Origin of the sequence: Aeromicrobium sp. HA (assembly GCF_027171405.1) — a bacterium.
GTDB lineage: Bacteria > Actinomycetota > Actinomycetes > Propionibacteriales > Nocardioidaceae > Aeromicrobium > Aeromicrobium tamlense.
The window spans coordinates 2,420,000-2,446,355 of record NZ_CP114372.1 but is presented as its reverse complement, the minus strand read 5'-3'; the positions used below and the strand labels follow the sequence as shown (position 1 = coordinate 2,446,355).

Here is a 26,356-nt window from a genome sequence, read left to right as displayed (position 1 = left end):
CGCGCCACTAGACTCGCCGCATGGGTACCGAGGTCCGTGAGGCTGCTCTGCGCGCGCGTGACGCCGCGCGCGTGCTGGCGCTCGCGACGCGCAAGGACAAGGACGCGGCGCTGACCGCGATGGCCGAGGCGCTCGTCGCCGGCACCGATCGCATCGTCGCGGCGAACGCCGAGGACGTGGCCGAGGCGCGGGCGGAGGGCACGCCCGAGAACGTCATCGACCGCCTCGCGCTCGATGCCGGCCGCGTGGCCGCGTTCGCGCAGGGCGTGCGCGACATCGCCGCGCTGCCCGACCCGATCGGCGAGGTCGTGCGCGGCTCGACGCTGCCGAACGGCCTGCAGCTGCAGCAGATCCGCGTGCCGATGGGCGTGATCGGCATGATCTACGAGGGCCGCCCGAACGTCACCGCCGATGCCGCGGCCATCTGTCTCAAGGCCGGCAGCGCGTCGCTGCTGCGCGGCTCGCGCTCGGCCCGACGCTCGAACGCCGTCATCGTCGAGATCATGCGCGACGCCGTCGCCTCGGCCGGGCTGCCCGCCGACACGATCCAGGCCATCAGCGCCGAGGACCGCAGCACCTCCACCGACCTCATGACCGCGCGGGGCCTGGTCGACCTCGTCATCCCGCGCGGCGGCGCCGGCCTGATCCGCACGGTCGTCGAGCAGTCCACCGTGCCCGTCATCGAGACCGGCACGGGCAACGTGCACGTCTATGTCGACGCGGACGCCGACCTCGACATGGCGCTCGACATCGTCCTGAACTCCAAGACCCAGCGCAACAGCGTCTGCAACGCCGCCGAGTCGCTGCTCGTGCACCGCGCGGTCGCCGACGAGTTCCTGCCCCGCGTCGTGAAGGAGCTGCAGCACCGCGGCGTCGCGATCCACGGCGACGAGGCCTTCGGCGCGTTCGACGGGGTCGACGAGGCCACCGAGGACGACTACGCCACCGAGTACCTCGACGCGCAGATCGCGGCCCGCGTGGTGGACTCGCTCGACGAGGCGGTCGACCACGTCCGGCGCTACACCTCTGGGCACACCGAGGCGATCGTCACGCGCTCGCTCGACGCCGCCCGGCGCTTCACGATGGGCGTCGACTCGGCCGCCGTGATGGTCAACGCCTCCACCCGGTTCACCGACGGCGGGGAGTTCGGGTTCGGCGCCGAGATCGGCATCTCCACGCAGAAGCTGCACGCCCGCGGGCCCATGGGCCTGACCGAGATGACCACGACCACCTACGTGGTGACCGGCACCGGTCAGACGCGCTGATAGATTGTCGCCCATGCTCGATCTGATGCTGGCCGCCGAGGAAGTGGCCGAACACGGCGAGGCCGCGATCAACCACTGGGTGGTCGGCGGCATCGCCCTCGGAGTCCTGATGCTGCTGCTGCTCATCACGTTCCTGTTCGGATTGGGTCGCGAGCACACCTGAGCATGACCGACCGTCGCCGCCGCATCGGCGTGATGGGCGGCACGTTCGATCCCATCCACCACGGACACCTCGTTGCCGCCAGCGAGGTGCAGTCGTGGTTCGACCTCGACGAGGTCCTGTTCGTCCCCACCGGCCAGCCCTGGCAGAAGTCCGACCGTGAGGTCTCGCCGCCGGAGGACCGCTACCTGATGACGGTCATCGCCACGGCCGCCAACCCGCGCTTCCGGGTGAGCCGCGTGGACATCGACCGCGCGGGCCTGACCTACACGATCGACACCCTGCGCGAGCTCGCCGCGACGTACCCGAACGACGAGCTGTACTTCATCACCGGCGCCGACGCGATGGCCGCGATCCTCACGTGGCGCGACCACGGCGAGCTGTTCGAGCTGGCCCACTTCGTCGGCTGTACGCGACCCGGCCACGAGATGGACGAGTCCACCCTGGAGGGCCTGCCGAAGGAGCGGGTGACGCTCGTCGAGATCCCGGCCCTGGCGATCAGCTCCACCGACTGCCGCGCACGCGTGCACAGCGGCGAGCCGGTCTGGTACCTCGTGCCCGACGGCGTCGTCCAGTACATCGGCAAGCACGGCCTCTACCAACCCCACGACCCACCCAAGGACCCCGTATGACCGCCACCGATCGCGCGATCGAACTGACTCGTGCCGCTGCTGCCGCCGCCGCCGACAAGCAGGCGGCCGACATCATCGCCTTCGACGTCTCCGAGCAGCTGGCCATCACCGACGTCTTCCTGCTGTGCTCGGCCTCGAACCAGCCGCAGATGAACGCCGTCAAGGACTCCATCGAGGAGAAGCTGCTCGAGATCGGCGCCAAGACCATCCGCCGCGAGGGCCAGCGCGAGTCGCGCTGGATCCTCATGGACTACGGCGACATCGTCGTCCACGTCCAGCACTCCGAGGAGCGCGCGTTCTACGCCCTCGAGCGGCTCTGGAGCGACTGCCCGACCATCGACCTGAAGCTGTCGTGAAGCCGGGCTTCAACCCCGGCCGCCGCGTCATCGCGTGGCGGCACGGGCGCACCGAGTGGAACGTGGCCGGCCGCGTGCAGGGCCAGACCGACATCCCGCTCGACGAGGTCGGCCGCCAGCAGGCCGTCGATGCGGCCGCCCGTCTGGCGTCGCTGCGCCCGGTGCGGATCGTCAGCTCCGACCTGTCGCGTGCGGCCGACACGGCCCAGGCCCTCGCCGACCGCACGGGCCTGGAGGTCGAGCTCGACCCGCGCCTGCGCGAGCTCGCGTTCGGCGCCCGCGAGGGACTGACGTGGCGCGAGTCGTGGGAGCGCTTCCCAGCCGAGATGCAGGCCTGGGCCGACGGCGACGAGACCCGCATCGAGGGCGCCGAGACGCACGCGCAGGCCGGTGCCCGTCTGGAGGTCGCCCTGCGCGACCACCTCGACGCGCTGCCGCTGGGGGAGACCCTCGTGGTCGTCGCCCACGGTGCCGTCCTGCGTACGGGCATCCTGTCGTTCCTGGGCATCGCCGAGGAGTCGTGGCGCCAGTTCGGCGGCCTGTCGAACTGCCACTGGTCGGTGCTGCAGGAGGCCCGCTACGAGGAGTGGTCGCAGTGGCGGCTCTCGGAGTGGAACTCCGGATCCCTGCCCGAGCCGGTCATGTCGGACGACGAGGCCGACGAACCGGACCCCGGTTTGGGCAACTCGGCACCGGCCGTGTAATCTTACGGAGGTTGTTAGAGGGGCATTGGCGCAGTTGGTAGCGCGCTTCCATGGCATGGAAGAGGTCAGGAGTTCGAATCTCCTATGCTCCACAGGACACAGGTCCGGATCCTCACCGAGGATCCGGACCTGCTGCGTTTCCGGGTGGTGGCGACGCCTACCAGCTGGACTTCTTGATCCCCGGCAGCTCGCCGCGGTGGGCCGCCTCGCGGAACCGGATCCGCGACAGTCCCGCCTTCCCCACGTGCCCGCGCGGACGCCCGTCGACCTGGTCGCGGTTGCGGACGCGGACGGGGCTGGCATCGCGGGGGAGCCGGGCCAGGGCGCGCACCGACGAGCGGACCTCGTCCGGGGTGACGGCCGTCCGGACGGCCTCCTTCAGCTGGGCCCGACGAGCGGCATGACGCGCCACGACCTGCCGGCGGCGCTCGTTCGCGACGATCTTCGACCGCTTCGCCATCAGCGCTCCTCCCGGAAGTCGACGTGCCGGCGGACGACGGGATCGAACTTGCGCAGCAGCAGCCGGTCGGGGTCGTTGCGCCGGTTCTTGCGCGTGACGTAGGTGAACCCGGTCCCGGCGGTGGACCGGAGCTTCACGATGGGCCGCACGTCGTGACCGCGACGCGCCATCAGATCCTCACCCCTCGGGCGAGCAGGTCGGCGACGACCGCATCGATGCCCCGGCGGTCGATCGTCCTGATGCCGCGCGGGCTGAGCGTGAGCGTGACGCGCCGTCCGAGGCTCGGCACCCAGTAGTGCTTCGTCTGGACGTTGACGTCGAACCGTCGCTTCGTGCGCCGGTGGGAATGGGAGACCCGGTGGCCGAATCCCGGCTGGGCGCCGGTGACCTGGCAGACACGCGACATGCACACCTCCATGATGTAGAATGATAATCATTGTCAACTACGACGTTAGCAGGAGACCGTGAAGAAGGACATCCATCCCACCTACGAGCCCGTGGTCTTCCGGGACAAGTCGGCCGGAACCACCTACCTGACCCGCTCGACCCTCACGAGCGACGAGCGCCTCGAGATCGACGGCGTGACCTACCCGGTCGTCGACGTCGAGATCTCCAGCGCCAGCCACCCGTTCTGGACGGGCCGCGGCCGGGTCGTCGACACCGAGGGCCGCGTCGAGCGCTTCCGACGCCGCTACGGAACCCCCACGGAAGGAGCGAGCCGATGAAGGTGCGCAACTCACTGAGGTCGCTGAAGGACCAGCCCGGGTCGCAGGTCGTCCGCCGCCGCGGGCGCACGTACGTGATCAACAAGCGCAACCCGCGGCTGAAGGCGCGACAGGGATGACGCCGGCAGTGCCCGTGGTCCTCGTCAGCGGCGTCGAGGACGAGCCCATGGCCGCCGCGGCGATCGCCCTGCAGTGGGACCTGCCGTGCGCGGTCTCGGTGCGCCACGTGATCGACCCCGAGCGCGAGGTCCTGTGGCGGATCGTCAGCGACGCCACGGGGGTCGTCGAGCGGACCGAGATCGACGTCGAGCACGCCTGTGTGAGCTGCGCGATCCGCGAGGACGTCGTGCCGACGCTGGAGCGGCTCGGCGCCGACGGCCGCTGGGAGACCATCATCGCCCAGCTGCCCGTCACGGCGGAGGCGGTGCAGGTCTGCCGGGTGATCGGCTGGGCGCCACGCCAGGTGCCGCACGTGCGCATCGCCGCATCGCTCGTGGCCCTGTCGAGCGACACCCTGCTCGACGACCTCCTCGGCGACGACCTGGTCAACGAGCGCGACCTCGCGGTGCGCGCCGACGACAGCCGCGGGGTGGCCGAGGTCGCCTGCGCGATGGTGGAGTACGCCGACGTCGTGGCGGTCGGGGACACCCTCGACGCCGAGGAGCGCGAGGTCCTCCGGGCGCTGGTGCGGCCCGGCGTGCCGGTCGTGGAGTCGTTCAGCCAGGTCGACACCCAGCCTCTCGTGGCGGGCGTCCACGACCACCGCGCGAACGAGTCGTGGGTCGCGGAGGTGCGTCGCGACGCGCTGCCGGATCGCGGGCTCGCGTCCGCCTGGGTGCTGGACTTCACGTCCGATCGGCCGTTCCACCCCGAGCGGCTCCGCGACGCGATCGCCGTCCTCGGGGGCGGTCCCCGGCGCTCGCGTGGCTGCTTCTGGCTGCCGTCGCGCCCGGGGCAGGTCTGCGTGTGGGACGGTGCCGGCGGCCAGCTCAGCGTCGGCTCGACCGAGACGTGGGGGCGTACCCGTCCGCTCACGCGGATCACGGTCGTCGGCGTGGACGACGGTCGCGATGAGCTCGAGCGCGCCTTCGCGTCCTGCGTGCTCACCGATGCCGAGATGCACGAGCGCGGCCCGTACTGGGAGGTGACCGAGGACGGCTTCGAGGCCTGGCTCGGTCCCATCCGCCGCGCCGCCTGACCCGACCACATCCCTCTCCGAAGGAGCCGTCATGGCCGTTCCCAAGCGCAAGCTGTCCCGCAGCAACACCCGTCACCGCCGCTCGTCGTGGAAGGCCACGGCAGCCGACCTCGTCCCCGTGGAGATCGACGGCCGCGTCCACCGCGTGCCGCGCCGGCTGGTGAAGGCGGCCCACCGGGGCCTGCTCGACCTCGACCGCCGCGGCTGAGACGGTCCCCGGCCGCTGGGCGTCTGCGCCAGACTGGTCGCATGGCGCGCTACGTGACGTACACCCAGACCGGCGGACCCGAGGTCCTCGAGGTGACGGAGGGACCTGAGCCCCTGCCCGGCGAGGGCCAGGTGCTCGTCGGCATCCGGGCCGCCGGCGTGAACCCGATCGACACGAAGCTGCGGGCCGGCATCCGGCCGTCGCCCCCGTTCGAGGAGCCGAGGCGCGTGGGCTTCGACGGCGCGGGCGTCATCGTGGCGGTCGGCGAGGGCGTCGACGGCTGCGGCCCGGGTGACGCGGTCGTCCTGCAGAACACCCAGGGCACCTACGCCACGCACGTGCTGGCCGACCCGGCGAACCTCACGGCGCTCCCCGCAGGCGTCGACTTCGAGGTGGCCGCGGCGCTCGGCGTGCCGGTCTCCACGGCCTACCAGGTGCTGAACTCGCTGGGCGTGGAGACGGGTGATCGCCTGCTCCTGCACGGCGGCTCGGGCAGCGTGGGCCAGGCGGCGATCCAGCTGGCACGCTCGCGCGGCGCGCAGGTCGTGGCCACGGCCGGCGAGGCCAACCACGACCGCCTGCGCGAGCTCGGCGCGGTCCCGGTGACGTACGGCGAGGGCCTGCTGGACCGACTGCGTGAGGCGGCTCCGGAGGGCTACACCGTCTCGCTCGACTGCGCCGGCACCGAGGAGGCCCTGGAGGCCAGCCTCGCACTGGTCGACCGCACCCGCATCGGCACGATCGTCCAGGGCGCGCAGTACCACGAGCTGGGCCTGCAGGCGTGGTCCGGCGGCTCGCCCGAGCCGCTGACGCCCGAGCAGCAGGGCTGGCGGAACGAGGCGCTCGGCGTGGTCCTGCCGCTCATCGCCGCCGGCTCGTTCGAGGTCGAGATCGGCGCGGTGCTGCCGCTCGACGAGGCCGTCGAGGCGCATCGCCTCAGCGAGCAGGGTGGCGTGCGGGGCAAGATCGTCCTCGTGCCCTGACGCACGCCCGCGCCCACAGCAGGCGCACAACGAGCCCACATGGACGGCTGACGTGCCGTTGGTCTGCTGTTCACCATGAACTCCTACCTGGGCTACGCAGCCGACCTCGTCGCCGTCGCGGTGATGGTCTTCGTCCTGTTCCTCCCACGCGGCGGCCGCCGCGAGCTCGTCGTGGCGTACCTCGCGGTCAACGTCGGCGTCCTCGCCGTGGCGGCGGTGCTGTCCTCGAGTGGCGTCAGCGCCGGACTCGGGCTGGGCATCTTCGGCGTGTTGTCGATCATCCGACTGCGGTCCGAGGAGCTCTCGCAGCGCGAGGTCGCCTACTACTTCGTGGCCCTCGCGCTGGGCCTGCTGGGCGGGCTCGCGCCGGCCGACTCGTGGCTCGCGCCGGCGCTCATGGTGGCGCTGCTCGCGGTGCTGTGGATCGGCGACCACCAGCGCTTCACGATCGGCGGCAGCCGCCAGGAGCTCGTGATCGACCGCGCCATCACCGATCGCGGTGAGCTGGCCGCGCACCTCGAGGCGCTGCTGGGCGCCGAGCCGGCGAAGATCGAGGTCCGGCGGACCGACCTGGTGAACGACACGACGACGCTCGTCGTCCACGGTGGCGCCCGATGACGCTCGTGGCCCCCGAGCGGCTCGCGCCGATCGGGCTGGACGAGCTGGTCGACGACGCCGCGCTGCTGACGCGGGTCGACCGGAAGTACCTGGTCCCGGCGGACGAGGTGGCCTCGCTGCTCGACGCCGCTCCGGAGGGGACGCGCGAGCTCGAGATCGACGGACGGCGCGCCTTCGCCTACCGCTCGACGTACTACGACACCGCCGATCTCGCGGCCTTCCACCTGGCGGGCCGGGGACGCCGGCGCCGGTTCAAGGTGCGCTCCCGCTCGTACGTGGACACCGGGACGACGTGGCTCGAGGTGAAGGTCCCGGGACCGCGCGGCACCACCGTAAAGGAGCGGATCGAGTACCCCGGACTCGACGCGGCGTTCGTCGACGCGGCCCTGGCGGTCGGCCGGATCACGGGCGTAACGGCCGCCGACCTGCGGCCGGTCGTGGTGACCTCGTACCGACGCCGCACCCTGCTCCTGCCGGAGGGCAGCCGCGTGACGATCGACCACGACCTCGGCTGGACCGACCTGCGCGGCGAGCGAGACGCCCACCTCGCGCGCCCGGGGCTCGCGATCGTTGAGACCAAGAGCCCCTCCACCCCGTCGGCGTTCGACCGGCTGCTGTGGCGCCGGGGCCACCGACCCACCACCCTCTCGAAGTTCGCGGTCGGTCTGGCTGCGCTCGACCCCGACCTGCCGCGCCTGAAGTGGGCGCGCATCCTCAAGGAGATCCGATGAAGACCTCGACCTGGAAGCACCGCATCGCTCTGTCCACCGCCGCCGCCGGACTGCTGCTGCTGCTGTCCGCGTGCGGTGGTGAGGAGGCCGCCGCGGGCTCGACCTCGGCCACGGGCGCCGTGACGGCTCAGGAGGCCCTCGCCGACAACGCGGAGCCGCACGCGGACGGCGACGACGCCGAGGACACCGTCGACACCGCGAGCGCCACGACCATCACGCTCGCCGACGGCGGCTCCACCAGCTCGGACGAGGGCGCGGCGACGGTCGACGGTGACACGGTGACGATCTCCGCGGCCGGGACGTACGTGCTGTCCGGCTCGCTCGACGACGGCCGCGTCGTCGTGTCGAGCGAGGGGGACGGCGAGGTGAGGCTCGTGCTCGACGGCGTCGACATCACGTCGGAGTCGGACTCGCCCCTCGTCGTGACGCAGGCCGACGCGGTGACCGTGGTGCTGGCCGAGGGATCGCAGAACGCGCTGGCCGACGGCGCGGGCTCGGCGGCGGACGACGAGGAGGAGGACGCGGCGAACGCGACGCTGTGGTCGTCGGACGACCTGACCATCGCGGGCTCGGGCGCCCTGTCCGTGACCTCGCAGGAGGCCGACGGCATCACGTCGAAGGACGGACTCGTGGTGCTGGGCGGCGAGATCACGGTGGAGGCCGGCGACGACGGCATCCGCGGCAAGGACTACCTCGCCCTCGACGGCGGCACGATCGAGATCCGTGCCGGCGGCGACGGCCTCAAGTCGGACGACGACACCGAGGACGGCACGGGCTACGTCCTCCTCGACGGCGCCACGGTGACCGCGGACGTGGGCGACGACGGGATCTCGGCCACGACCGACGCGCTGGTGGTCTCGGGATCCCTCGACGTCACCGCGACCGCCCCGGCGGACGAGCAGGACCCGTCGCAGAAGGGGATCAACGCCGGGGCGATCGTGGCGATCTCCGGCGGCGAGGTCACCGTCGACGACTCCGAGGAGGCGATCCAGGGCACGGTCGTGAGCATCACGGACGGGACGGTCGACCTCACGGCGACGGACGACGGCGTCAACGCGTCCAGCGGCTCGGGCGAGTCGATGGCGGCCGAGGACGGCGTCGAACTGGTCATCGCGGGCGGCACTGTCACGGTGGACGCCGAGGGCGACGGACTGGACTCGAACGGCACCAGCACGATCACGGGCGGCACGGTCGTCGTCGACGGACCGACACGCGACGGGAACGGCGCGCTCGACGCCGCCGGCGGAACGACGGTGGACGGCGGATCGCTCGTCGCGGTCGGCAGCGCCGGCATGGCCGAGGCTCCTGCCGACGGGTCGGAGCAGGGTTGGCTCCAGGCCAGCCTGGGCACCGCGGCCGCCGGCGCCGAGGTGACCGTGCAGGACGAGGACGGCCGGGAGGTCGCGACGCACACCCTCTCCAAGGCGGCCGCGAACCTCGTGGTCGCGAACGACGACATCGAGGCGGGGCGGACGTACACCGTGCTGGTCGACGGTCAGCAGGTCGCGTCGGTCACGGCGGGGGAGTCCACCGGCGGCGGCATGGGCGGCGGCCCCGGGGGCGGTGGCCCGGCCGGCGGTGGTCCCGGCGGCGACATGGCGCCACCCGACCGGCAGGAATGAGTTCACGCGGCGTTCAGCCTGACGCGGCCCGGAGTTGGGCCGGGCCCGTCAGGGTGACGCCGTGTCTCGTTCCCTCGCGTGCCTCGCCGGCACCGCCGTGCTGGCCACGGCCCTCCCGCTCCTGACCACCTCCGCCGCGGACGCGGCGCCCGAGAAGTCCTTCCACCGGGTCGCGACGTACCCCGTGTTCCAGAACGTCCCGGCGGGCACCCCCGCCTCGGCCGAGACGGTCGCCGAGATCTCGGCGGTGTCCGACGACGGCCGGACGCTCGTCTACACCGATGCCCTCGGCAAGCGCATCGGCTTCCTCGACATCAGCGACCCGTCGTCGCCGCGCGGCGAGGGCTCGCTGTCGCTGGAGGAGCTCGGCGACGCCGACGACCAGCCCACGTCGGTGAGCATCGTCGGGAAGTACGTCCTCGTGGTCGTCGACACCTCCGCATCCTTCACCGAGCCGAGCGGCCGGCTCGACGTCGTGCGCCTGTCCGACGGCGTGCGGGTCCGCAGCATCGACCTGGGCGGGCAGCCCGACTCCATCGCCCTCGACCCCGGCACGTCGGTGGCGGCGATCGCGATCGAGAACCAGCGCGACGAGGACGCGACGCCGGCCGGCCGCGCCAAGGGCGACCTGCCGCAGGCCCCGGCGGGCTTCGTGCAGCTGCTCGACCTCGAGGGCGCGCCGGCCGACTGGAGCCTGCGCCGCGTCGACCTCGACCCCGCGGTGCTCGGCGCCGCCGGGATCGCCGAGCCGACGGACCCGGAGCCGGAGTACGTCTCCATCAACGGGAAGGGCACGCTCGCCGTGACCCTCCAGGAGAACAACGGCATCGTGCTGATCGACACCGCCACAGGTGAGGTCGAGAAGGCCTTCAGCGCCGGCTCGGTAGCGCTGTCCGGCGTCGACGCGAAGAAGGACGGCGCGATCTCGCTGACCGACTCACTGGCCGCCGCCCCGCGCGAGCCCGACGCCGTCGCCTGGATCGGCGACGACCACCTGGCCACCGCCAACGAGGGCGACTGGAAGGGCGGCACGCGCGGCTGGACCGTGTTCGACACCGACGGCGACGTCGTCTGGGATGCCGGCAACACCTTCGAGCGGATCGCCGTGCGGCACGGCCTCCACAACGACGACCGGGCCGCCAAGAAGGGCGCCGAGCCGGAGGGCCTCGCGGTCGCCGAGTTCGACGGCACGCCGTACGCCTTCGTCGGCTCCGAGCGCAGCAACTTCGTCGCCGTGTACGACGTCAGCGATCCGGCCGACCCGGAGTTCGTCCAGATCATGCCGACGACGAACGGCCCCGAGGGCCTGCTGCCGATCCCGTCGCGCGGTCTCTTCGCGGTGTCCAGCGAGACGGACGACGCCGGCGTCGGCGTCCGCGCCACCGTGGGCCTCTACTCCTGGGAGCCCGGCAAGGCGGCGTTCCCGTCGATCGTGTCGGACGACCAGGGCGGCGCGCCGATCGGCTGGCAGGCGCTCGGCGCCCTGTCCGGCGACCCGAAGGACGCGAAGACGCTGTGGACCGCGGCCGACACCGTGATCAAGAACGGCACGCTCTACCGGGTCGACGTCTCGGCCACCCCGGCTCGGATCACCGACTCGGTGGCGGTCACGGACGGAGGGGCTCCGGCCGCGCTCGACATCGAGGGCCTGATCAAGCGCCCCCAGGGTGGCTTCTGGCTCGCCTCCGAAGGGGCGACCGGCCCGGGCAACGTGCTCGTGCGCACCGACGACGCGGGGGCCGTGCGGGAGCGCGTCGCGTTGCCCGCCGACGTCGCGGCGCGCCTGGGCAAGTGGGGTCTCGAGGGCGTGACCGCGACGAACGACGCGGACGGCGAGCACGTCTGGTTCGCCCTCCAGCGTCCGCTCACCGGCGAGGACGTGGTGCGGATCGGCCGGTACGACGTCGCCGACGGCACGTTCCACTGGTTCGGCTACGAGCTGGAGAGCCCGCTGCGCGGCAGCGGCGACTGGGTGGGCCTGTCGGAGATCACCGCGATCGACGACGACACCTTCGCGGTCATCGAGCGCGACAAGCTCAACGGCCCTGCCGCCCGGAACAAGCGGATCTACACCTTCTCGGTCCCGAAGGACTCCGGCGACGAGCTGCCGGTCGTGGAGAAGCGACTCGCCATCGACGTCCTCCCGCAGCTGCGGGCGACGAACGGCTGGACGCAGGAGAAGCTCGAGGGCTTCACGATCGCGGCCGACGGCTCGCTGTACGCCGTGACCGACAACGACGGCCTCAAGGACGCCACCGGCGAGACGGTGTTCCTGCGTCTCGGGAAGGCCTCCGCCGCGTTCGGCGCGGAGCTCGCGACGACGACGGGCCTGAAGGTCTCGGCGTCGCGCGCCGCGTACGGTGCGCGCCTGGCCGCCACGGTGACGCTCGGGGGAGCGGCCACGGCCGGCTCGGTCGAACTGCGTGACGGGTCGAAGGTCGTGGCGCGGGCTCGCGTGACGGGTGGCAGGGCCACGGTGACGCTGCCGCGCCTCGCGGTCGGCACCCACCGGCTGACGGCCCGCTTCACGGGCTCGGCCTCGGCGGCGGCGTCCACGAGCACGCCGGTCACCGTCACGGTCGTCAAGGCTGCGAGCCGGACGTCGCTCGCCGCGAAGGGCAGTGTGAAGCGTGGCAAGCCGGTCAAGGTCGTCGCGACCGTCCGCGCCGCGGGCCACGTGCCCACGGGGAAGGTCCGGTTCGTGTCCGGCGGGCGCGTCCTGAAGACCGTGAGCCTGAGGAACGGCAAGGCCGTCGCCACGGTCCGGCTGCGCTCGACCGGTGGCCAGCGGATCCGCGCGGTCTACGTGGGCTCGTCGCAGACGAAGGCCTCGACGTCGGCGCCCCGGAAGGTCACCGTCAGGCCATAATGGGCCGATGCCCAAGATCTCCGCGCCCACGGTCGGCGCGCACCGCGCAGCACAGCGTGCCGCGTTGGTGCGCGCCGCCGAGGCCGTCCTGAAGGAGGGTGGCGCGGCGGGGCTCAACCCCCGCACGGTCACCGAGCGTGCGGGGATGTCGCGGTCGAGCTTCTACGACTACTTCCCCTCGAAGGACGACCTGCTGGTGGCCGTCGCGATCGAGGCGTTCGGCCGCTGGAACGAGTCGCTGGCCGAGGCGCTGCGCGACGTCGAGCCCGGCCTGCAGCGGCTCCGGGCTCTCGTCGAGACGACGATGCGGATGACCGCCGACGGCGAGCACGACCTGGAGGGTCACCTGCGCCAGGCCGAGTTCTCGCCGGCCCGGCTCGACGACCTCATGGTGCTGCACGACGAGCTGTTGCGGCCGGTCACCGAGGTGACGGCCGAGCTCGGGGCGCCCGCGCGGTTCGTGCCCCTCGTGCACGGTGTCCTCGGTGCAGGCGTCCAGGCGGTCCAGCACGGTGCCGATCCTGCGTCGACGGCCGCGGACGTCGTCGCGCTGCTGGAGTCGGGACTGCCCCGAGACTGACCGCTCAGGGCTCGAGTGACACACTGTCGGTATCTTCCCGACAGTGTGTCGGGATGCGCCGACCCTCGAGGAGTCCCATGTTCCTTGCGCTGCGCGAGCTGCGGTTCGCCCGTGGCCGCTTCGTCCTGATGGGCACGGTGATCTCGTTGATCTCCGTGCTCGTCGTCCTGCTGTCCGGCCTGTCCACCGGCCTGGTCAACGACGGTGTGTCCGGGCTGAAGGCCATGCCCGTCACCGCCGTCGCCTTCGACGAGGGCACGATGAAGGACAACGCCTTCAGCCGCTCGATCCTCGAGGAGGACCAGCTCGCGCCGTGGCGTGACGCCGAGGGCGTCGACGCGGCCGAGCCGATGGGCGTCAGCATCGTGAACTCCACGACCGACGAGGACCAGCAGGTCGACCTCACGCTCTTCGGTGTCGACGCCGGGGGATTCCTGAACCCGGGCACGTCCAGCGGTGAGGGACTCGGCACGCCGGACGGCATCGTCGTCTCGGAGACGCTGAAGGACGACGGCGTCCGGATCGGCACCGTCGTCACGCTCGACCGCATCGACGTGGAGCTGACCGTGGTCGGGTTCACCGAGGGACAGGCCACCTTCGGCCACGTCGACGTCGCCTACCTGCCGCTGGAGACGTGGCAGCTCATCGCGTCGAACGCCGTCCAGCCCGGCGCGCCCACCGCCGCGACCGTCGCGGCGGCCGACTACCCGCTCTACAGCGCGATCGCCGTGCAGGCGCAGGACGGCGCCGAGCCGGACCTCGCCGCGATCGACGAGCAGGCCGGGACGACGAGCATGACGCTCACCGAGTCCTTCAACGCCTCGCCCGGGTACGAGGCCGAGACGATGACGCTCAGCATGATCCAGGTCTTCCTCTACGTGATCTGCGCGCTCGTCGTGGGCGCCTTCTTCACCGTCTGGACGATCCAGCGCGCCGGCGACCTCGCGGTGCTGCGCGCGATGGGCGCCTCCAGCCGCTACCTGCTGCGCGACAGCCTCGCCCAGGCCACGCTCGTCCTGGTCGTCTTCACCGGCATCGGCGTCGCCGCGGGCGTCGCGATGGGCGCCGTCATGCCCGCCGCGATGCCGTTCGAGCTCGAGGCCGGCCCGATCGCCGTCGCCTCCGCGCTCACCATCGTGCTTGGCCTGCTCGGCGCAGCCGTCTCGGTGCTGCGCATCACTCGCATCGACCCGCTCGCCGCGCTGGGAGGCCGACGATGACCACTGACCCCACCCCCGCCCTCGAGATCGTCGACGCCACGCTGGAGCTCGGCGACGGAGACTCGCGCGTGCGCGCCCTCGACGGCGTCTCGCTGACCGTGCGCCCCGGAGAGCTCGTCGCGGTCGTGGGACCGTCGGGCTCGGGCAAGTCCTCGCTGCTGGCGGTGGCCGGTGCCCTGTCGCAGCCCGACTCGGGTTCGGTCCGCGTGCACGGCACCGACCTCTCGACACTGTCGAAGGGGGCGGCGGCGCGGTTCCGCCTGGCGACCATCGGCTTCGTCTTCCAGTCCGGCAACCTGCTGCCCGCGCTGTCGGCCGCCGACCAGGTGCGCCTTGCCGGACGGCTGGCCGGCCGGAGGCGTGTCGATCCCGTGCCCGTGCTCGACGCGGTCGGCATGGCGCACCGGGCGACGCACCGCCCGGGCCACCTGTCGGGTGGCGAGCGTCAGCGCGTGGGCATCGCGCGCGCCCTCGTCAACGACCCCTCGCTGCTGCTGGTCGACGAGCCCACCGCGGCCCTCGACCGCCGCCGCAGCCACGAGGTGGTGCAGGTCCTGGCCGACCGGGCGCGCGACGCGGACGTCGCGGTCGCCATGGTCACCCACGACCACGACGTCCTCGGGCACTGCGACCGCGTGCTGGAGATGGTCGACGGGACTCTGACAGAGTTGGCGCATGCTGCCCGAGGGATGGATCCCGCACCGCCGAGGTGACGGCGAGGTGGTCGGCTGGCTGGAGATCGTGGGCGACGGCGTCGTCGCCCACGACCTGCTCGGCCGGCGGGTGACGGCGCCCGGCGTCGACTGGCACGAGGCCGAGCAAGCGCTGGAGGAGCGCGGCATCGGCTACCTGGCCGATCCCTACACCCTCCTCACGGCCGACGGCGCCATCGTCGCCGTGCGCATCGGCGAGGTGACCACCGACCGGGTGACGGTCGTGGAGGACGCGTTCGGCGGAGCCTCCGTGGTCGGAGCCGATCCTGCGACGCACGTGCTGCCGTTCCCCGTGCCGCGGACGCGGCTCTGGAACTACGTGCGCCCGAGACTGGACCTCGGAAGTTGGCTCGACGGCGACGGACGCCCGATCGAGTACGGTTCCCGGTGGCTGGAGCCGCCCGAGGACTCCTACAGCACCTGTCGGCACCCGGAGCGGTTCGCGCCGGTCGTCGAGGTCGCCCGGGCGCTCATCGACCACCTCGAGCGCACGTACGACGTAGAGCGGACCGAGAACCCGGAGGGCGAACGGACCCGGATCACGCTCACGCCGACGTCGGGCGACGGCACGCCAATCACCGTGCTCCTCCCACTGGCGGGACTTCCCGGCGTCGAGATCACCGCAGGCCTGCGGTACCGGAATTGGTGGCCGGGCTGCGGCTGCGACGCCTGCGACGAATCCGTTCCGGACCTGCTCGACGAGCTGGAGCGGGCGGTCTTCGCGCTGGTCGAGGGCACGATGCGCGAGTGGCGCAGTGGGCCCAGCGGCGACGTTCCCTGGATGATCGAGGTGGAGTTCGACGACGACCTGGTGGACTCGGGCTACGAGGCAGGCTGGTCGTCCGGCAGTCCGGAGCCGGTGGACGTGCCGACGACGCCGCGTCGATGGGGTCCGTGGCCGCTCAGAGGCTGAGGCGCATCAGCACCCGCGGGAACCGGTTGAGGACCGACTCGGTGTCGGCGACCTTCGTGAAGCCGGCCCGCTCGAACAGGGCACGGGTGCCCACGTAGGCCATCGTGAGGTCGACCTTCGCCCCCTCGTTGTCGACGGGGTACGCCTCGACGGCGGGCGCGCCCTCGGACCGCGCGTACGCCACGGCGCCCTCGACGAGGTGGTGCGCGATGCCCTGGCCGCGATGGCCGGGGCGGACGCGGACGCACCACAGGCTCCAGACCTCGAGGTCGTCGACGTGCGGGATCTTGCGGTTCGTGGCGAAGGAGGTGTCGGCCCGCGGGTGGATCGCGGCCCACCCGACGACCTCGTCACCGTCGTAGGCCAGCACGCCGGGCGGCCCCTGCGCCATCAGCTCGCGGACCTTCTCGCCGCGGGCCTGCCGGTGCAGCTCGCGGTTGACCTTGCCGGGCACGCGGTAGCTGAGGCACCAGCACACGTCGGAGTCGGGCCGCTTGGGCCCCACCATCGTGCGGACGTCCTCGAACTCCGTGGCGGGGCGCACCTCGATCGCCATGCCCCGCATCAGATCAGATGACGGGGACGTTCGCCAGGGCCGCCTGCAGGTCCTCGTCCGAGAGCGGGTCGTCCTCGAGCCGGCCGTTGAGGTACGAGTCGTACGCGCCGAGCTCGAGCAGACCGTGACCGGACAGGCCCACCACGATGACCGGCTCGGTGCCGTTCTCGGAGGCCTCCAAGGCGGCCCGGCGGGCCTGGGCCAGGGCGTGGGAGGACTCGGGCGCCGGGACGATGCCCTCGGTGCGCGCGAACTCGATGGCGCTGTCGAAGCACTCGCTCTGGTGCAGCGCCGTCGCCTCGATCAGGCCCTCGTGCACGGCGTGGGACACCAGCGGCGCCATCGCGTGATAGCGCAGGCCACCGGCGTGGATCGGCGACGGGACGAAGTCGTGACCCAGCGTGTACATCTTCATCAGCGGGGTCATGCCGCCCGTGTCGCCGAAGTCGTAGCGGTACTCGCCGCGCGTGAGCGTGGGGCACGAGGCCGGCTCGACGGCGAGGATCCGCGGCGACTGGTGGCCGGCGAGCTTCTCGCGCAGGAACGGGAAGGTGAGGCCGGCGAAGTTCGAGCCGCCGCCGGCGCAGCCGATCACGAGGTCGGCGCCGTCCTCGCCCGCCAGCGCGAGCTGCTTGAGCGCCTCCTCGCCGATGATCGTCTGGTGCAGCAGCACGTGGTTCAGCACCGAGCCGAGCGCGTACTTGATCGTCTCGTCCTGCGCGGCGACCTCGACGGCCTCGCTGATCGCGATGCCGAGCGAGCCGGTGTGGTCCTCGGGCAACGAGCGGCCGAACTCCGTGAGGCGGCTGGGGGAGCGGTGGACCTTGCCGCCGAAGACCTCGATGAGGGTGCGGCGCTGCGGCTTGGTGTCGAACGAGGCGCCGACCTGCCACACCTCGCACTCGAGACCGAACAGCGAGCACGCGTACGCCAGGGCCGTGCCCCACTGGCCCGCGCCGGTCTCGGTGGTCAGGCGGGTGATGCCGTGGATGGCGTTGTAGTACACCTGCGGCACGGACGTGTTCGTCTTGTGCGAGCCGGCCGGCGAGACGCCTTCGTACTTGTAGTAGATGCGCGCCGAGGTGCCGAGCCTCTGCTCCCAGCGCCGGGCGCGCACGAGCGGCGACGGACGGTACTGGCGGTAGACGTCGCGCACGGGCTCGGGGATCTCGACGAAGCGCTCGGAGGTGACCTCCTGGGCGATCAGCTCCGGCGGGAACAGCGGCGCGAGGTCGTCGGGACCGACCGGCTGGTGCGTCCCCGGGTGCAGCGGCGGAGGCGGCGGCGTGGGAAAGTCCGGGACGATGTTGTACCAGTGCGTGGGCATGTCGGACTCGGGGAGCACGAACCTGATCTGATCGGTCACGCGGCGAGCCTAGTGGTCCCGGCTGCCCGCCGAGGGTGAGTGTCGGGGAATCCGTCAGTCGACGCGAGCGGGCGCGCGGGACGCGAGCACGACGGTGGCGACGACGGGAACCGTCAGCAGGGTGGCGACGGCGGTGAGCGCGCCGAAGCTCCAGACGGCGACCACGAGGCCGGCGATCAGGCCGCCGGCCGCGCCGGCGAGGTTCATCGTGAGGTCGCTGAAGCCCTGCACCAGCGGCCGGACCTCCGGGGCGGCGCTGCGGGTGAGCAGGGCCGCGCCGGCGATCACCGACATCGACCAGCCGACGCCCAGCAGGATCAGGCCGATCGTGATCTGCACGTCGGACGAGCCGGCGGTGCCCGCGATGCCGCAGGCGAGGATCAGCACGGACTGCCCGAGCAGGATCGTGGGCTCGGGACCCCAGCGGTCGGATAGCCAGCCGAACAGCGGCGACAGCGCGAACATGCCGGCGATGTGCAGGCTGATCGTGAGGCCGATGATCGAGAGCTCGGCGCCGTGGCCGGACATGTGCACCGGCGTCAGCGCCATGACCGCGACCATGACCGCGTGCGACAACGCGACGGACGTGATCGCGATCGCCGTGGCGCCGCGGACGTGGGGCAGCGCGGCCGCGATCCGCGGCGGCGGGGGAGCGGCGGCGTCGCGGCGCGGAAGCGGGTCGGGCCGCAGCAGCACCCACGTGAGGATCCCGGCAGCCGTGAAGGCGAGCGCCGAGAAGACCTGGGGGCCCGCCAGCTCGGGGATGCCGAGTGCGCGGGCGACCGCGGCGCCCGGACCCGTGAGGTTGGGGCCGGCGACCGACCCGATCGTCGTGGCCCACACGACCAGCGAGATCGAGCGGCCCACCTGTGCGGGCTCGGCCCGGTCGGCGGCGGCGAACCGCGACTGCAGGTTGGCCGCCGTGCTGGCGCCGAACAGCAGGAACCCGACGAGCAGCAGCGGCAGCGAGCGCCACTCGCCGCCCGCGATCACGGCGACGGCGCCGAGCGCGCCGCCGAGCCAGCCCGCGGTCAGGGCGGGCCGACGCCCGCGGTGCACGGCGAGGTTCGACAGCGGCACGGTGAAGCCGGCGGCGCCGAGGGTCATCGCGACGACGGCGAGGCCCGCCCAGCCGGCCGACCCGCTGACGTCCTCGACGAGCAGGGCGCCCACGGCGAGTCCGGCGCCGTTGCCGATGCCGCCCACGACCTGGGCCAGCGCGAGCGTGCCCAGGGCGCGTCGCTGGTGCGCCCAGGTCACCTCAGGCCCAGATCGTGACGCGCTCGGCCGGGTCGAGCCACAGCGCGTCGTCCGGGGTCACGCCGAACGCCTCGTAGAAGGCGTCGATGTTGCGCACGACCTGGTTGCAGCGGAACTCCGGCGGCGAGTGCGGGTCGACCGTGAGGCGACGGATCGTCTCGGCCGGCCGCACCTTGCCCTGCCACGCGCGCGCCCACGCCAGGAAGAAGCGCTGGTCGGGCGTGAGGCCGTCGATCGGGTCGGCGGGCTTGCCCTCCTGCGCGAGCTTGAACGCGAGGTACGCGATGCCGAGTCCGCCCAGGTCGCCGATGTTCTCGCCGATCGTGAGCGCGCCGTTGACGGTCTGGCCGTCGGCGTTCTCGGGGCTGAGGTCGTCGTACTGCGCGATGATCCTCGCGGCGAGGCCGTCGAACGCGGCGCGGTCCTCGTCGGTCCACCAGTTGCTCAGGGCGCCGGTGCCGTCGTACTGCGAGCCCTGGTCGTCGAAGCCGTGGCCGATCTCGTGGCCGATGACCGAGCCGATCGCGCCGTAGTTCACCGCGTCGTCGATCCCGGCGTCGAAGAACGGCGGCTGCAGGATCGCGGCGGGGAAGACGATCTCGTTCATCGTCGGGTTGTAGTAGGCGTTGACCGTCTGCGGGGTCATGTACCACTCGTCGCGGTCGATGGGCTGGCCGATCTTGGCCAGCTCGCGGTCCATCGCCACGGACTGCGCGCGACGCGCGTTGCCGACGAGGTCGGCCGGGTCGGTCTCGAGCGCCGCGTAGTCCTTGAACGACTCGGGGTGGCCGATCTTCGGCGTGAACGCGTCGAGCTTGGCCAGCGCGCGCTGCTTGGTCTCGTCGCTCATCCACGGCAGCTCGCGGATGCTGATCCGGTAGGCCTCGAGCAGGTTCGCGATGAGCTCCTCCATGCGCGACTTCGCCACGGCGGGGTACTCGGTGCGGACGTAGATCTTGCCGACGGCCTCGCCCATCGAGCCCTCGACGAAGCCGATGCCGCGCTTCCACCGCGGACGCAGCTCGTCGGTGCCCTGCAGGGTCTTGCCGTAGAACGCGAAGTTGGTCTCGACGAAGTCGTTGGACAGGAACGGCGCGGCGCCGTGGACCAGCTGCCAGCGCAGCCAGTCGCGCCACGCGGGCAGCGACCCCTCGTCGAGGAGGCCCTGGAGGCCCTCGAGGTAGGACGGCTGCGAGACGACGGCCTCGGCCAGGACGGACAGGTCGATGCCGGCGGCCTGCGCCCACGCCTGCCAGTCAAAGGCGGGGGTCAGCGCGCCGAGCTCGGCGAACGTCTTGAGGTTGTAGGTCTTCTGGGCGTCGCGGACGGCGACGCGGTCCCAGTGGTGCGAGGCGATCGCGGTCTCCAGCTCGAGGACGCGGTCGGCGCGGTCGCTCGCGTCGTCGAAGCCGGCCAGCTGGAGCATCGCGGCGACGTGGTCGCGGTAGGCGTCGCGGATCTCGGCGAACTGCTCGTCTCGGTAGTACGACTCGTCAGGCAGGCCGATGCCCGCCTGGACCACGTGCGTGACGTAGCGGTCGGGCTGGCCGCGGTCGGGCGCGATGTAGAGGCCGATGATGCTGTTGACGCCCGAGCGCTCCAGCGCGCCGATCGTGCGCACGAGCGAGGGGATCGAGTCGATCGCGTCGATGGCGGCCAGGTCGTCGGCCAGGGGAGCGGCGCCGAGCTGCTCGATGCGCTCGGTGTCCATGAAGCTGGCGAACAGGTCGCCGATCTTGCGCTGCTCGTCGTCCTCGGGCTCGGCCGCGCAGGACTCGACGATGGAGCGGACGAGGATCTCGGCCTCGTCGACGAGGTCCACGAACCCGCCGGCGGTGGCCCGGTCGGGCTTGATCGGCGTGTCGCGCAGCCAGGGCCCGTTCACGTGGCGGAACAGGTCGTCCTGCGGGCGGATCTGGGTGTCGAACGTCGTGGGATCGAAGCCTTGGGTCACGCGGTTTAGGCTACACAGCGTGGCTCAGAAGACCGAGGTGGAACTGACCGTCCAGCGCACCGAGGACCTGGCCCCGCGACTGCGCCGCGTGGTGCTCGGCGGAGCCGCGTTCGACGAGTACCTGGCGCACCACCTCGACTCCACCGACACCTACGTCAAGCTGGTGTTCGCCGACGGCGACGACACCGTGCTGCGCACCTACACCGTGCGGTGGGTGGATCCCGAGGCCCGCGAGCTCGCGATCGACTTCGTCACGCACGGCACCGAGGGCCTCGCCGGGCCCTGGGCGCTCTCGGCGCAGCCCGGCGACACGCTGCGGTTCCGCGGCCCCGGCGGCGCGTACCGGCCCCGACCCGACGCCGACCACCACCTGTTCGTGGGCGACGAGTCGGCCCTGCCGGCCATCGCCGCGTCCCTCGCGTCCCTCGAGCCCGGCGCCCGCGCGACGGCGTTCGTCGAGATCGACGGTCCTGGCCACGAGATCGACCTGCCGAGCTCGGGCGAGGCCGACGTGCGCTGGCTGCACCGCAACGGCGCGGCGCCCGGCTCCACCACGCTCCTCGACGACGCGGTGCGCGCCTGGCCGTGGCCCGAGGGTCGCGTGCAGGCCTTCGTGCACGGCGAGTCCGCGCTGCTGAAGTCCGTGCGTCCCTACCTGCTCGACGGCCGCGTCGAGCGCACCGACATCTCCGTCTCGGCCTACTGGCGCCGCGGCGAGACCGAGGAGGGCTTCCGCGCCTGGAAGCGCGAGCAGCAGGACGCCGTCATGCGCCCCGGCGCCTGAAGGAGTTCCTCCCCGGTAACCTCGACTGGTGACCGAATTGCGCAACGTGGCCGTGATCCTCGCCGGTGGCACCGGGACCCGCGTGGGGCTGGCGATCCCGAAGCAGCTGATCAAGATCGCCGGCAAGACGATCCTCGAGCACACCATCTCGGTGTTCCAGGCCGCCGACGCGATCGACGAGATCATCATCCTCATGGCCCAGGGCCACCTGGACCCCGTGCACGCGATCGTGCGCGACGGCGCCTACCCGAAGGTCACGCAGGTGCTCGAGGGCGGCTCGACCCGCAACGAGACCACCAGCCTGGCGCTGCAGGCGCTCGGCGACGAGGAGTGCAACGTCCTGTTCCACGACGCGGTGCGCCCGCTCGTGTCGCAGACGATCATCTCCGACGTGGTCGCCGCGCTCGGCACGTACGAGGCCGTCGACACCGCCATCCCGTCGGCCGACACCGTGGTGCAGGTGCACGACGAGCGCACGGGCGACCTCGACACGATCTCCGACGTGCTGCGCCGCGACCTGCTGCGCCGCGGCCAGACCCCGCAGGCCTTCCGGTCCTCGATCATCCGCGACGCCTACGAGAAGGCGTGGCAGGACCCCGACTTCACCGCCACCGACGACTGCACCGTGGTGCTGCGCTACCGCCCCGACGTGCCGATCGCGGTCGTCCAGGGCCACGAGCGGAACATGAAGGTCACCGAGCCGATCGACGTCTACATCGCCGACAAGCTGTTCCAGCTGGCCTCGGCCGAGACGCCGGACGAGCTCGACGACGAGCAGTACCGCGCCGCGCTCGAGGGCAGGACGATGGTCGTGTTCGGCGGCTCCTACGGCATCGGCGGCGACATCGCGAAGCTCGCCGAGTCCTACGGTGCCCGGGTGTTCGCGTTCTCCCGCTCGTCCACGGGCACGCACGTCGACCGCCGCGAGGACGTCGCCGAGGCCGCGCGCGAGGTCGTGGAGAAGGTCGGCCGGGTCGACTTCGTCGTCAACACCGCCGGCGTGCTGCCGATCGGCGACCTCGCCGACACGTCCGAGGAGACGATCTGGGCCGCCACCGAGATCAACTACCTCGCCCCGATCTTCATCGCGCAGGAGTTCCGCCCGCTGCTGGCCGAGTCCAACGGCTCGCTGCTGCTGTTCACGTCGTCGTCCTACACGCGCGGCCGCAAGGGCTACTCGCTGTACTCCTCGGCGAAGGCGGCCACGGTGAACCTCACGCAGGCGCTGGCCGACGAGTGGGCCGGCGAGGTCCGCGTGAACTGCGTCAACCCCGAGCGCACCGGCACGCCGATGCGCACCAAGGCGTTCGGCGAGGAGCCCGAGGGCACGCTGCTGTCGTCCGAGGAGGTCGCGCGTCGCTCGCTCGACGTCCTCGTCGCGCCGATGACGGGGCACGTCATCGACATCCGCCGCGAGGCCGGTCCCGCCGCCATCGGCGGGGGCCACTGAGTCACGTCAGCGGGAACGTCCGGCCGCTGACCCAGCGGCGCTCGGTGCCGTCGACCGGGTCGGTGAGCTCGAGCTCGCTCGCGAGCAGCTGGAGCGGGCTCGAGAAGTCGTCGACCGAGACGTCGGCGACGGTCGGGTAGAGCGGGTCGTTCACGATCGGGCTGCCGAGCCCGGCCAGGTGCATCCGCAGCTGGTGCGTCCGTCCGGTGCGGGGACTGAGGCGGTAGACCGCGAGGTCGCCGCGGCGCTCCTCCATCTCGACGAGGGTCTCGGCGTTGACCGGCGCGTCGGCGACGACCTCGGCGCGGAGGGCGCCCCGGTCCTTGCGCAGGTGGTTGCGGATGACGACCGGCGACTCGAGCGCCTCCTGCCACGGGGCGAGGGCGCGGTAGGTCTTCTTGACCTGCCGGTGCTCGAACAGCGTCTGGTACGGCCCGCGCCAGCGGCGCTCGGTCGCGAGCAGCAGGACGCCCGAGGTGACGCGGTCGAGCCGGTGCAGCGGGGTCAGCTCGGGCAGGTCGAGCTCGGTGCGCAGCCGCACGACGACGCTCTGCAGCACGTGGCGGCCGCGCGGGATCGTCGAGAGGAACGGCGGCTTGTCGACCACGAGGACCCGCTCGTCGCGGTGCAGGATGCGGATCTCGCCGGGGACCTCGACCTCGTCGCGCAGGTCGCGGTGGAACCACACGAACGTGTGCGGCGCGTAGGGATCGCCGACACGTACGGGCGTCAGGTCGTCGTAGACGAAGCGCTCGTCCGCCAGCATCGCGTGGACGTCGGCATGCGGCGCGACCTCGTGCTCGAGCCACGCGACCATCGACGGCCACGGCGGTCCCTGCGTATCGCGGTCGGGCGTGCGCAGCCAGGCCGCCTGGAGCCCGTGACGGGGCGGCAGCGGCGAACGGGGAGGCACCGCCCGAGTCTAGGCACGGGATACTGGAGGGCGTGACGGTCACGAGGCGGGACGTGCAGGCGGCGGCGAGCCGGATCGAAGGACGCGTGCGGCGCACGCCGTTGTGGCAGACCTCGGCGGACGGTTCCCTGTGGCTCAAGCTCGAGCTGCTCCAGCACTGCGGCGTGTTCAAGACGCGCGGTGCGTTCAACCGCCAGCTCGCCGGACTCGAGTCGGGGGAGATCACCGACGCCGGCATCGTGGTGGCGTCCGGCGGGAACGCCGGCCTCGCCCAGGCGTTCGCCGCGCGCGAGCTGGGCGTGCGGGCCACCGTGTTCGTCCCCGAGGCGGCGCCGCAGGTCAAGGTCGACCGCATCGAGGCGTACGGCGCCGAGGTCCGCCGGGTGGGAGCCGAGTTCGCCGAGGCGCACCGTGCGTCCGTCGAGTTCGCCGACGAGACCGGGGCCGCGCTCGCGCACGCCTACGACCAGGTCGAGGTCGCGGCCGGCGCCGGCACGCTCGCCGAGGAGCTGCTCGAGGACGAGCCCTCGATCGACACGATCGTCGTCGCGGTGGGCGGCGGAGGCCTGTACGCGGGCGTCGCGGCGTCCGCGTTGGGCCGGGCGCGCGTCGTGGTGGTCGAGCCCGAGCAGTGCCCGACGATGCACCGCGCGATCGACGCCGGGCGACCCGTGGACGTCGCGGTCTCCGGCGTGGCCTCGGATTCACTCGGCGCGCGCCGGCTCGGCGATCTCGCGTTCTCGGCCGTCGAGGCCGAGGCGCCGGTCCCGGTCATGGTCACCGACGACGAGATCGTCGCAGCCCGGACGGCGCTGTGGGACGAGTTCCGCGTGCCGTCCGAGCACGGTGCCGCCGCGGCCTACGCCGCGCTGCACTCCGGCCGCTACGTGCCGGGGCCCGGCGAGCGCGTCGCGGTCGTCGTCTGCGGCGCGAACACGGACGCGGCCACCCTCGCGCGTCCCTGAGGTGCCCCGGGGACGAACGATGAGGCATTCGGGTAGCCGAGCGGGGCGGAATGCCTCATCGTTCGTCCGCCAGGACCATGCCGACCGACCTCGGGGCGCTGTCGACGAACCCGTGGCGCTCGTACAGGCGGCGGCCGGGCGGGTCGGCCATCAGCGAGACGTAGGCGCCCGGGGGAGCGTCCGTGGCGATCACGTCGAGCAGGTGCGACAGGACGAGGTCGCCGAGCCCGCGGCGCTGGTGGTCGGGCAGCACGGCCATGTCGACGACGTGGAAGTACCAGCCGCCGTCGCCGATGACGCGGCCCATCGCCACGGTCTCGCCACTGGCCTCGTGCACCACGTGGCACGCCGCCCAGCCGCCGGCGAGCGCCGGGCCGGCCTGGTCGGGGCGCTTCGGCGTGAGCCCCGACGCCTCGCGCAGGCGCAGGTAGGCGACCTCGTCGGGGGCCGTTCCGTGCAGGGAGTAACCGTCCACCATGGGCCTACTGTCCCACCGTCGGGTTCGGCGTCCCGCGGGTTCGACTAGTTGCCGGCTGCTTCGTACGCGGGGCAGAACGTCGACTCCAAGTAGCGATTCATCGCGATTGCGTCGGTTTCGGACGCCCCTGACATCACGTCTTCGCTCACCGAATCCTCGAAGGAGAGGTTGCCATCTCGCCACCCGTCGCAAGTCAAAGTGACGGCGTAGGCGAAGTTCGTCGCCTGGTCGTAGTCAAGTGACGTTCCTGGACCCAGCCCGTAGCCATAGATGTCGGCCGCGCGGCCCAGACGGGCTATGTCGTCGTGGGCGAGGTTGAGATCGTTGTCAGCCTCCGAGTCCTTCGGCTCATCAGGCGCATCCGGTGCGACGGGAGGAGCCTCAGGAGCGAGGTCCGCCTCATCAGCCGGGCCAGGCGTCGACGGCTCTTCGCTAGCGGTGGTGGCTTCAGTCCTGGTGTTGGCGTCATCGATGCCTGCTGCCGGGTGTCGATCCGGACCGACGTCGTCGAACTTGGGAAAGAGAACGACGATCGCACCTACGATCAGCAGTGCTCCGCCCCGAAGGATCCACGCCCGCCGGCGCATCCGCGCGACGATTTCTGCCGGCGTATGGACGTCGCTGGAATCTCGGGAGCCGGGAGGAGGTGTGATCACGAGCAAGAAACTACGTG

Annotated in this window: 31 protein-coding genes and 1 tRNA gene; 22 read left to right on the top strand and 10 right to left on the bottom strand. The window is 72.1% G+C overall.

Annotated features, from left to right (window positions below; translation table 11 throughout):
- The first annotated feature begins 20 nt into the window (after positions 1–20).
- The 6 genes from O3S82_RS12050 (at position 21) to O3S82_RS12025 (ending at position 3,209) form a co-directional block, all read left to right on the top strand.
- Positions 21–1,265, top strand: coding sequence for a glutamate-5-semialdehyde dehydrogenase (locus tag O3S82_RS12050; protein ID WP_269303089.1), 1,245 nt, complete (start codon positions 21–23; stop codon positions 1,263–1,265).
- 13 nt (positions 1,266–1,278) lie between these two features.
- Entirely contained in the window at positions 1,279–1,428 is a 150-nt protein-coding gene (locus tag O3S82_RS12045; protein ID WP_179423582.1) for a hypothetical protein, read from the top strand.
- A 2-nt stretch (positions 1,429–1,430) separates the two neighbouring features.
- The gene (nadD, locus tag O3S82_RS12040; RefSeq protein WP_269303086.1) at positions 1,431–2,057 is read left to right on the top strand and encodes a nicotinate-nucleotide adenylyltransferase; all 627 of its coding nucleotides are present in this window, start codon (positions 1,431–1,433) and stop codon (positions 2,055–2,057) included.
- Positions 2,054–2,413, top strand: coding sequence for a ribosome silencing factor (rsfS, locus tag O3S82_RS12035; protein ID WP_269303085.1), 360 nt, complete (start codon positions 2,054–2,056; stop codon positions 2,411–2,413). Before nadD ends, rsfS begins: the two co-directional genes overlap by 4 nt.
- Positions 2,410–3,117, top strand: coding sequence for a histidine phosphatase family protein (locus O3S82_RS12030; RefSeq protein WP_269303083.1), 708 nt, complete (start codon positions 2,410–2,412; stop codon positions 3,115–3,117). Before rsfS ends, O3S82_RS12030 begins: the two co-directional genes overlap by 4 nt.
- A 19-nt stretch (positions 3,118–3,136) precedes the next feature.
- Positions 3,137–3,209: transfer RNA gene (locus O3S82_RS12025), tRNA-Ala, on the top strand.
- Between the two features lie 65 nt (positions 3,210–3,274).
- On the opposite strand, the gene rpsN is transcribed toward O3S82_RS12025, so the two are convergent.
- Genes rpsN through rpmB form a run of 3 tightly spaced genes read right to left on the bottom strand, consistent with a single transcriptional unit; the run spans position 3,275 to position 3,983 of the window.
- Positions 3,275–3,577 carry a 30S ribosomal protein S14 gene (rpsN, locus tag O3S82_RS12020; protein ID WP_269303081.1) on the bottom strand — a complete coding sequence of 101 codons (303 nt, stop codon included), beginning with the start codon at positions 3,575–3,577 and terminating at the stop codon, positions 3,275–3,277.
- Entirely contained in the window at positions 3,577–3,747 is a 171-nt protein-coding gene (gene rpmG, locus O3S82_RS12015) for a 50S ribosomal protein L33 (RefSeq protein ID WP_179423592.1), read from the bottom strand. Before rpmG ends, rpsN begins: the two co-directional genes overlap by 1 nt.
- Complete coding sequence (gene rpmB / locus O3S82_RS12010; protein WP_269303080.1) at positions 3,747–3,983, bottom strand: 50S ribosomal protein L28; 237 nt, start codon at positions 3,981–3,983, stop codon at positions 3,747–3,749. The genes rpmG and rpmB overlap by 1 nt, the downstream gene beginning before the upstream one ends.
- Positions 3,984–4,041: 58 nt before the next feature.
- Between rpmB and O3S82_RS12005 the strand changes: the two genes are divergently transcribed.
- The 13 genes from O3S82_RS12005 (at position 4,042) to O3S82_RS11945 (ending at position 15,957) form a co-directional block, all read left to right on the top strand.
- Complete coding sequence (locus tag O3S82_RS12005; protein WP_269303079.1) at positions 4,042–4,302, top strand: type B 50S ribosomal protein L31; 261 nt, start codon at positions 4,042–4,044, stop codon at positions 4,300–4,302.
- On the top strand, positions 4,299–4,421 hold the full coding sequence (gene ykgO, locus O3S82_RS12000) for a type B 50S ribosomal protein L36 (RefSeq protein ID WP_179423598.1): 123 nt from the start codon (positions 4,299–4,301) through the stop codon (positions 4,419–4,421). The genes O3S82_RS12005 and ykgO overlap by 4 nt, the downstream gene beginning before the upstream one ends.
- The gene (locus tag O3S82_RS11995; RefSeq protein ID WP_269303078.1) at positions 4,418–5,500 is read left to right on the top strand and encodes a CobW family GTP-binding protein; all 1,083 of its coding nucleotides are present in this window, start codon (positions 4,418–4,420) and stop codon (positions 5,498–5,500) included. Before ykgO ends, O3S82_RS11995 begins: the two co-directional genes overlap by 4 nt.
- A 31-nt stretch (positions 5,501–5,531) precedes the next feature.
- Positions 5,532–5,708 (top strand): 50S ribosomal protein L32, encoded by a 177-nt coding sequence (gene rpmF / locus O3S82_RS11990; RefSeq protein ID WP_269303076.1) that lies wholly within the window; start codon positions 5,532–5,534, stop codon positions 5,706–5,708.
- A gap of 41 nt (positions 5,709–5,749) precedes the next feature.
- Positions 5,750–6,691 (top strand): quinone oxidoreductase family protein, encoded by a 942-nt coding sequence (locus O3S82_RS11985; protein WP_269303075.1) that lies wholly within the window; start codon positions 5,750–5,752, stop codon positions 6,689–6,691.
- 75 nt (positions 6,692–6,766) lie between these two features.
- Positions 6,767–7,309, top strand: coding sequence for a DUF4956 domain-containing protein (locus tag O3S82_RS11980; protein WP_269303073.1), 543 nt, complete (start codon positions 6,767–6,769; stop codon positions 7,307–7,309).
- Positions 7,306–8,040, top strand: coding sequence for a polyphosphate polymerase domain-containing protein (locus O3S82_RS11975; protein ID WP_269303071.1), 735 nt, complete (start codon positions 7,306–7,308; stop codon positions 8,038–8,040). The genes O3S82_RS11980 and O3S82_RS11975 overlap by 4 nt, the downstream gene beginning before the upstream one ends.
- A complete protein-coding gene (locus tag O3S82_RS11970; protein ID WP_269303069.1) occupies positions 8,037–9,662 on the top strand; it encodes a carbohydrate-binding domain-containing protein in 1,626 nt (541 codons plus the stop codon). The genes O3S82_RS11975 and O3S82_RS11970 overlap by 4 nt, the downstream gene beginning before the upstream one ends.
- Before the next feature lie 61 nt (positions 9,663–9,723).
- Positions 9,724–12,531 (top strand): esterase-like activity of phytase family protein, encoded by a 2,808-nt coding sequence (locus tag O3S82_RS11965; RefSeq protein WP_269303067.1) that lies wholly within the window; start codon positions 9,724–9,726, stop codon positions 12,529–12,531.
- 7 nt (positions 12,532–12,538) lie between these two features.
- Positions 12,539–13,111 carry a TetR/AcrR family transcriptional regulator gene (locus O3S82_RS11960; protein WP_269303065.1) on the top strand — a complete coding sequence of 191 codons (573 nt, stop codon included), beginning with the start codon at positions 12,539–12,541 and terminating at the stop codon, positions 13,109–13,111.
- A gap of 77 nt (positions 13,112–13,188) precedes the next feature.
- Positions 13,189–14,331, top strand: a complete 1,143-nt coding sequence (locus O3S82_RS11955; RefSeq protein ID WP_269303063.1) for an ABC transporter permease — start codon at positions 13,189–13,191, stop codon at positions 14,329–14,331.
- Positions 14,328–15,044, top strand: coding sequence for an ABC transporter ATP-binding protein (locus O3S82_RS11950; protein WP_269303061.1), 717 nt, complete (start codon positions 14,328–14,330; stop codon positions 15,042–15,044). Before O3S82_RS11955 ends, O3S82_RS11950 begins: the two co-directional genes overlap by 4 nt.
- The gene (locus O3S82_RS11945) at positions 15,007–15,957 is read left to right on the top strand and encodes a DUF6226 family protein (RefSeq protein WP_269303059.1); all 951 of its coding nucleotides are present in this window, start codon (positions 15,007–15,009) and stop codon (positions 15,955–15,957) included. Before O3S82_RS11950 ends, O3S82_RS11945 begins: the two co-directional genes overlap by 38 nt.
- On the opposite strand, the gene O3S82_RS11940 is transcribed toward O3S82_RS11945, so the two are convergent.
- From O3S82_RS11940 to O3S82_RS11925, 4 genes are read right to left on the bottom strand one after another with little or no spacing between them, the layout of a single operon-like run.
- Positions 15,947–16,513 (bottom strand): GNAT family N-acetyltransferase, encoded by a 567-nt coding sequence (locus O3S82_RS11940; RefSeq protein ID WP_269303057.1) that lies wholly within the window; start codon positions 16,511–16,513, stop codon positions 15,947–15,949. The genes O3S82_RS11945 and O3S82_RS11940 overlap by 11 nt on opposite strands.
- Positions 16,514–16,526: 13 nt before the next feature.
- The gene (locus O3S82_RS11935) at positions 16,527–17,879 is read right to left on the bottom strand and encodes a TrpB-like pyridoxal phosphate-dependent enzyme (protein WP_269303055.1); all 1,353 of its coding nucleotides are present in this window, start codon (positions 17,877–17,879) and stop codon (positions 16,527–16,529) included.
- Positions 17,880–17,933: 54 nt separating this feature from the next.
- A complete protein-coding gene (locus O3S82_RS11930; RefSeq protein ID WP_269303052.1) occupies positions 17,934–19,139 on the bottom strand; it encodes an MFS transporter in 1,206 nt (401 codons plus the stop codon).
- A 1-nt stretch (position 19,140) separates the two neighbouring features.
- Positions 19,141–21,093 carry a M13 family metallopeptidase gene (locus O3S82_RS11925; RefSeq protein WP_269303050.1) on the bottom strand — a complete coding sequence of 651 codons (1,953 nt, stop codon included), beginning with the start codon at positions 21,091–21,093 and terminating at the stop codon, positions 19,141–19,143.
- Between the two features lie 19 nt (positions 21,094–21,112).
- Between O3S82_RS11925 and O3S82_RS11920 the strand changes: the two genes are divergently transcribed.
- Positions 21,113–21,877, top strand: a complete 765-nt coding sequence (locus tag O3S82_RS11920; RefSeq protein ID WP_269303048.1) for a siderophore-interacting protein — start codon at positions 21,113–21,115, stop codon at positions 21,875–21,877.
- Positions 21,878–21,905: 28 nt separating this feature from the next.
- Positions 21,906–23,327, top strand: a complete 1,422-nt coding sequence (locus O3S82_RS11915) for a bifunctional cytidylyltransferase/SDR family oxidoreductase (protein ID WP_269303046.1) — start codon at positions 21,906–21,908, stop codon at positions 23,325–23,327.
- 1 nt (position 23,328) lies between these two features.
- On the opposite strand, the gene O3S82_RS11910 is transcribed toward O3S82_RS11915, so the two are convergent.
- The gene (locus tag O3S82_RS11910; protein WP_442864731.1) at positions 23,329–24,144 is read right to left on the bottom strand and encodes a pseudouridine synthase; all 816 of its coding nucleotides are present in this window, start codon (positions 24,142–24,144) and stop codon (positions 23,329–23,331) included.
- A gap of 128 nt (positions 24,145–24,272) precedes the next feature.
- On the opposite strand from O3S82_RS11910, the gene O3S82_RS11905 reads away from it, so the two are divergent.
- Positions 24,273–25,205 (top strand): threonine/serine dehydratase, encoded by a 933-nt coding sequence (locus O3S82_RS11905; protein WP_269303042.1) that lies wholly within the window; start codon positions 24,273–24,275, stop codon positions 25,203–25,205.
- Between the two features lie 55 nt (positions 25,206–25,260).
- Here the strand turns inward: O3S82_RS11905 and O3S82_RS11900 are convergent, their stop codons facing one another.
- Both O3S82_RS11900 and O3S82_RS11895 read right to left on the bottom strand, forming a co-directional pair.
- Entirely contained in the window at positions 25,261–25,683 is a 423-nt protein-coding gene (locus O3S82_RS11900; protein ID WP_269303040.1) for a GNAT family N-acetyltransferase, read from the bottom strand.
- Positions 25,684–25,727: 44 nt separating this feature from the next.
- On the bottom strand, positions 25,728–26,339 hold the full coding sequence (locus O3S82_RS11895) for a hypothetical protein (RefSeq protein WP_269303038.1): 612 nt from the start codon (positions 26,337–26,339) through the stop codon (positions 25,728–25,730).
- Positions 26,340–26,356 lie beyond the last annotated feature (17 nt).

Coding starts and splice junctions, on each gene's coding strand:
- O3S82_RS12050 (WP_269303089.1), top strand. CDS start 21: ATGGGTACCGAGGTCCGTGAGGCTGCTCTGCGCGCGCGTGACGCCGCG.
- O3S82_RS12045 (WP_179423582.1), top strand. CDS start 1,279: ATGCTCGATCTGATGCTGGCCGCCGAGGAAGTGGCCGAACACGGCGAG.
- nadD (WP_269303086.1), top strand. CDS start 1,431: ATGACCGACCGTCGCCGCCGCATCGGCGTGATGGGCGGCACGTTCGAT.
- rsfS (WP_269303085.1), top strand. CDS start 2,054: ATGACCGCCACCGATCGCGCGATCGAACTGACTCGTGCCGCTGCTGCC.
- rpsN (WP_269303081.1), bottom strand. CDS start 3,577: ATGGCGAAGCGGTCGAAGATCGTCGCGAACGAGCGCCGCCGGCAGGTC.
- rpmG (WP_179423592.1), bottom strand. CDS start 3,747: ATGGCGCGTCGCGGTCACGACGTGCGGCCCATCGTGAAGCTCCGGTCC.
- rpmB (WP_269303080.1), bottom strand. CDS start 3,983: ATGTCGCGTGTCTGCCAGGTCACCGGCGCCCAGCCGGGATTCGGCCAC.
- ykgO (WP_179423598.1), top strand. CDS start 4,299: ATGAAGGTGCGCAACTCACTGAGGTCGCTGAAGGACCAGCCCGGGTCG.
- O3S82_RS11995 (WP_269303078.1), top strand. CDS start 4,418: ATGACGCCGGCAGTGCCCGTGGTCCTCGTCAGCGGCGTCGAGGACGAG.
- rpmF (WP_269303076.1), top strand. CDS start 5,532: ATGGCCGTTCCCAAGCGCAAGCTGTCCCGCAGCAACACCCGTCACCGC.
- O3S82_RS11985 (WP_269303075.1), top strand. CDS start 5,750: ATGGCGCGCTACGTGACGTACACCCAGACCGGCGGACCCGAGGTCCTC.
- O3S82_RS11980 (WP_269303073.1), top strand. CDS start 6,767: ATGAACTCCTACCTGGGCTACGCAGCCGACCTCGTCGCCGTCGCGGTG.
- O3S82_RS11975 (WP_269303071.1), top strand. CDS start 7,306: ATGACGCTCGTGGCCCCCGAGCGGCTCGCGCCGATCGGGCTGGACGAG.
- O3S82_RS11970 (WP_269303069.1), top strand. CDS start 8,037: ATGAAGACCTCGACCTGGAAGCACCGCATCGCTCTGTCCACCGCCGCC.
- O3S82_RS11960 (WP_269303065.1), top strand. CDS start 12,539: ATGCCCAAGATCTCCGCGCCCACGGTCGGCGCGCACCGCGCAGCACAG.
- O3S82_RS11955 (WP_269303063.1), top strand. CDS start 13,189: ATGTTCCTTGCGCTGCGCGAGCTGCGGTTCGCCCGTGGCCGCTTCGTC.
- O3S82_RS11950 (WP_269303061.1), top strand. CDS start 14,328: ATGACCACTGACCCCACCCCCGCCCTCGAGATCGTCGACGCCACGCTG.
- O3S82_RS11945 (WP_269303059.1), top strand. CDS start 15,007: ATGCTGCCCGAGGGATGGATCCCGCACCGCCGAGGTGACGGCGAGGTG.
- O3S82_RS11940 (WP_269303057.1), bottom strand. CDS start 16,513: ATGGCGATCGAGGTGCGCCCCGCCACGGAGTTCGAGGACGTCCGCACG.
- O3S82_RS11910 (WP_442864731.1), bottom strand. CDS start 24,144: ATGGTCGCGTGGCTCGAGCACGAGGTCGCGCCGCATGCCGACGTCCAC.
- O3S82_RS11900 (WP_269303040.1), bottom strand. CDS start 25,683: ATGGTGGACGGTTACTCCCTGCACGGAACGGCCCCCGACGAGGTCGCC.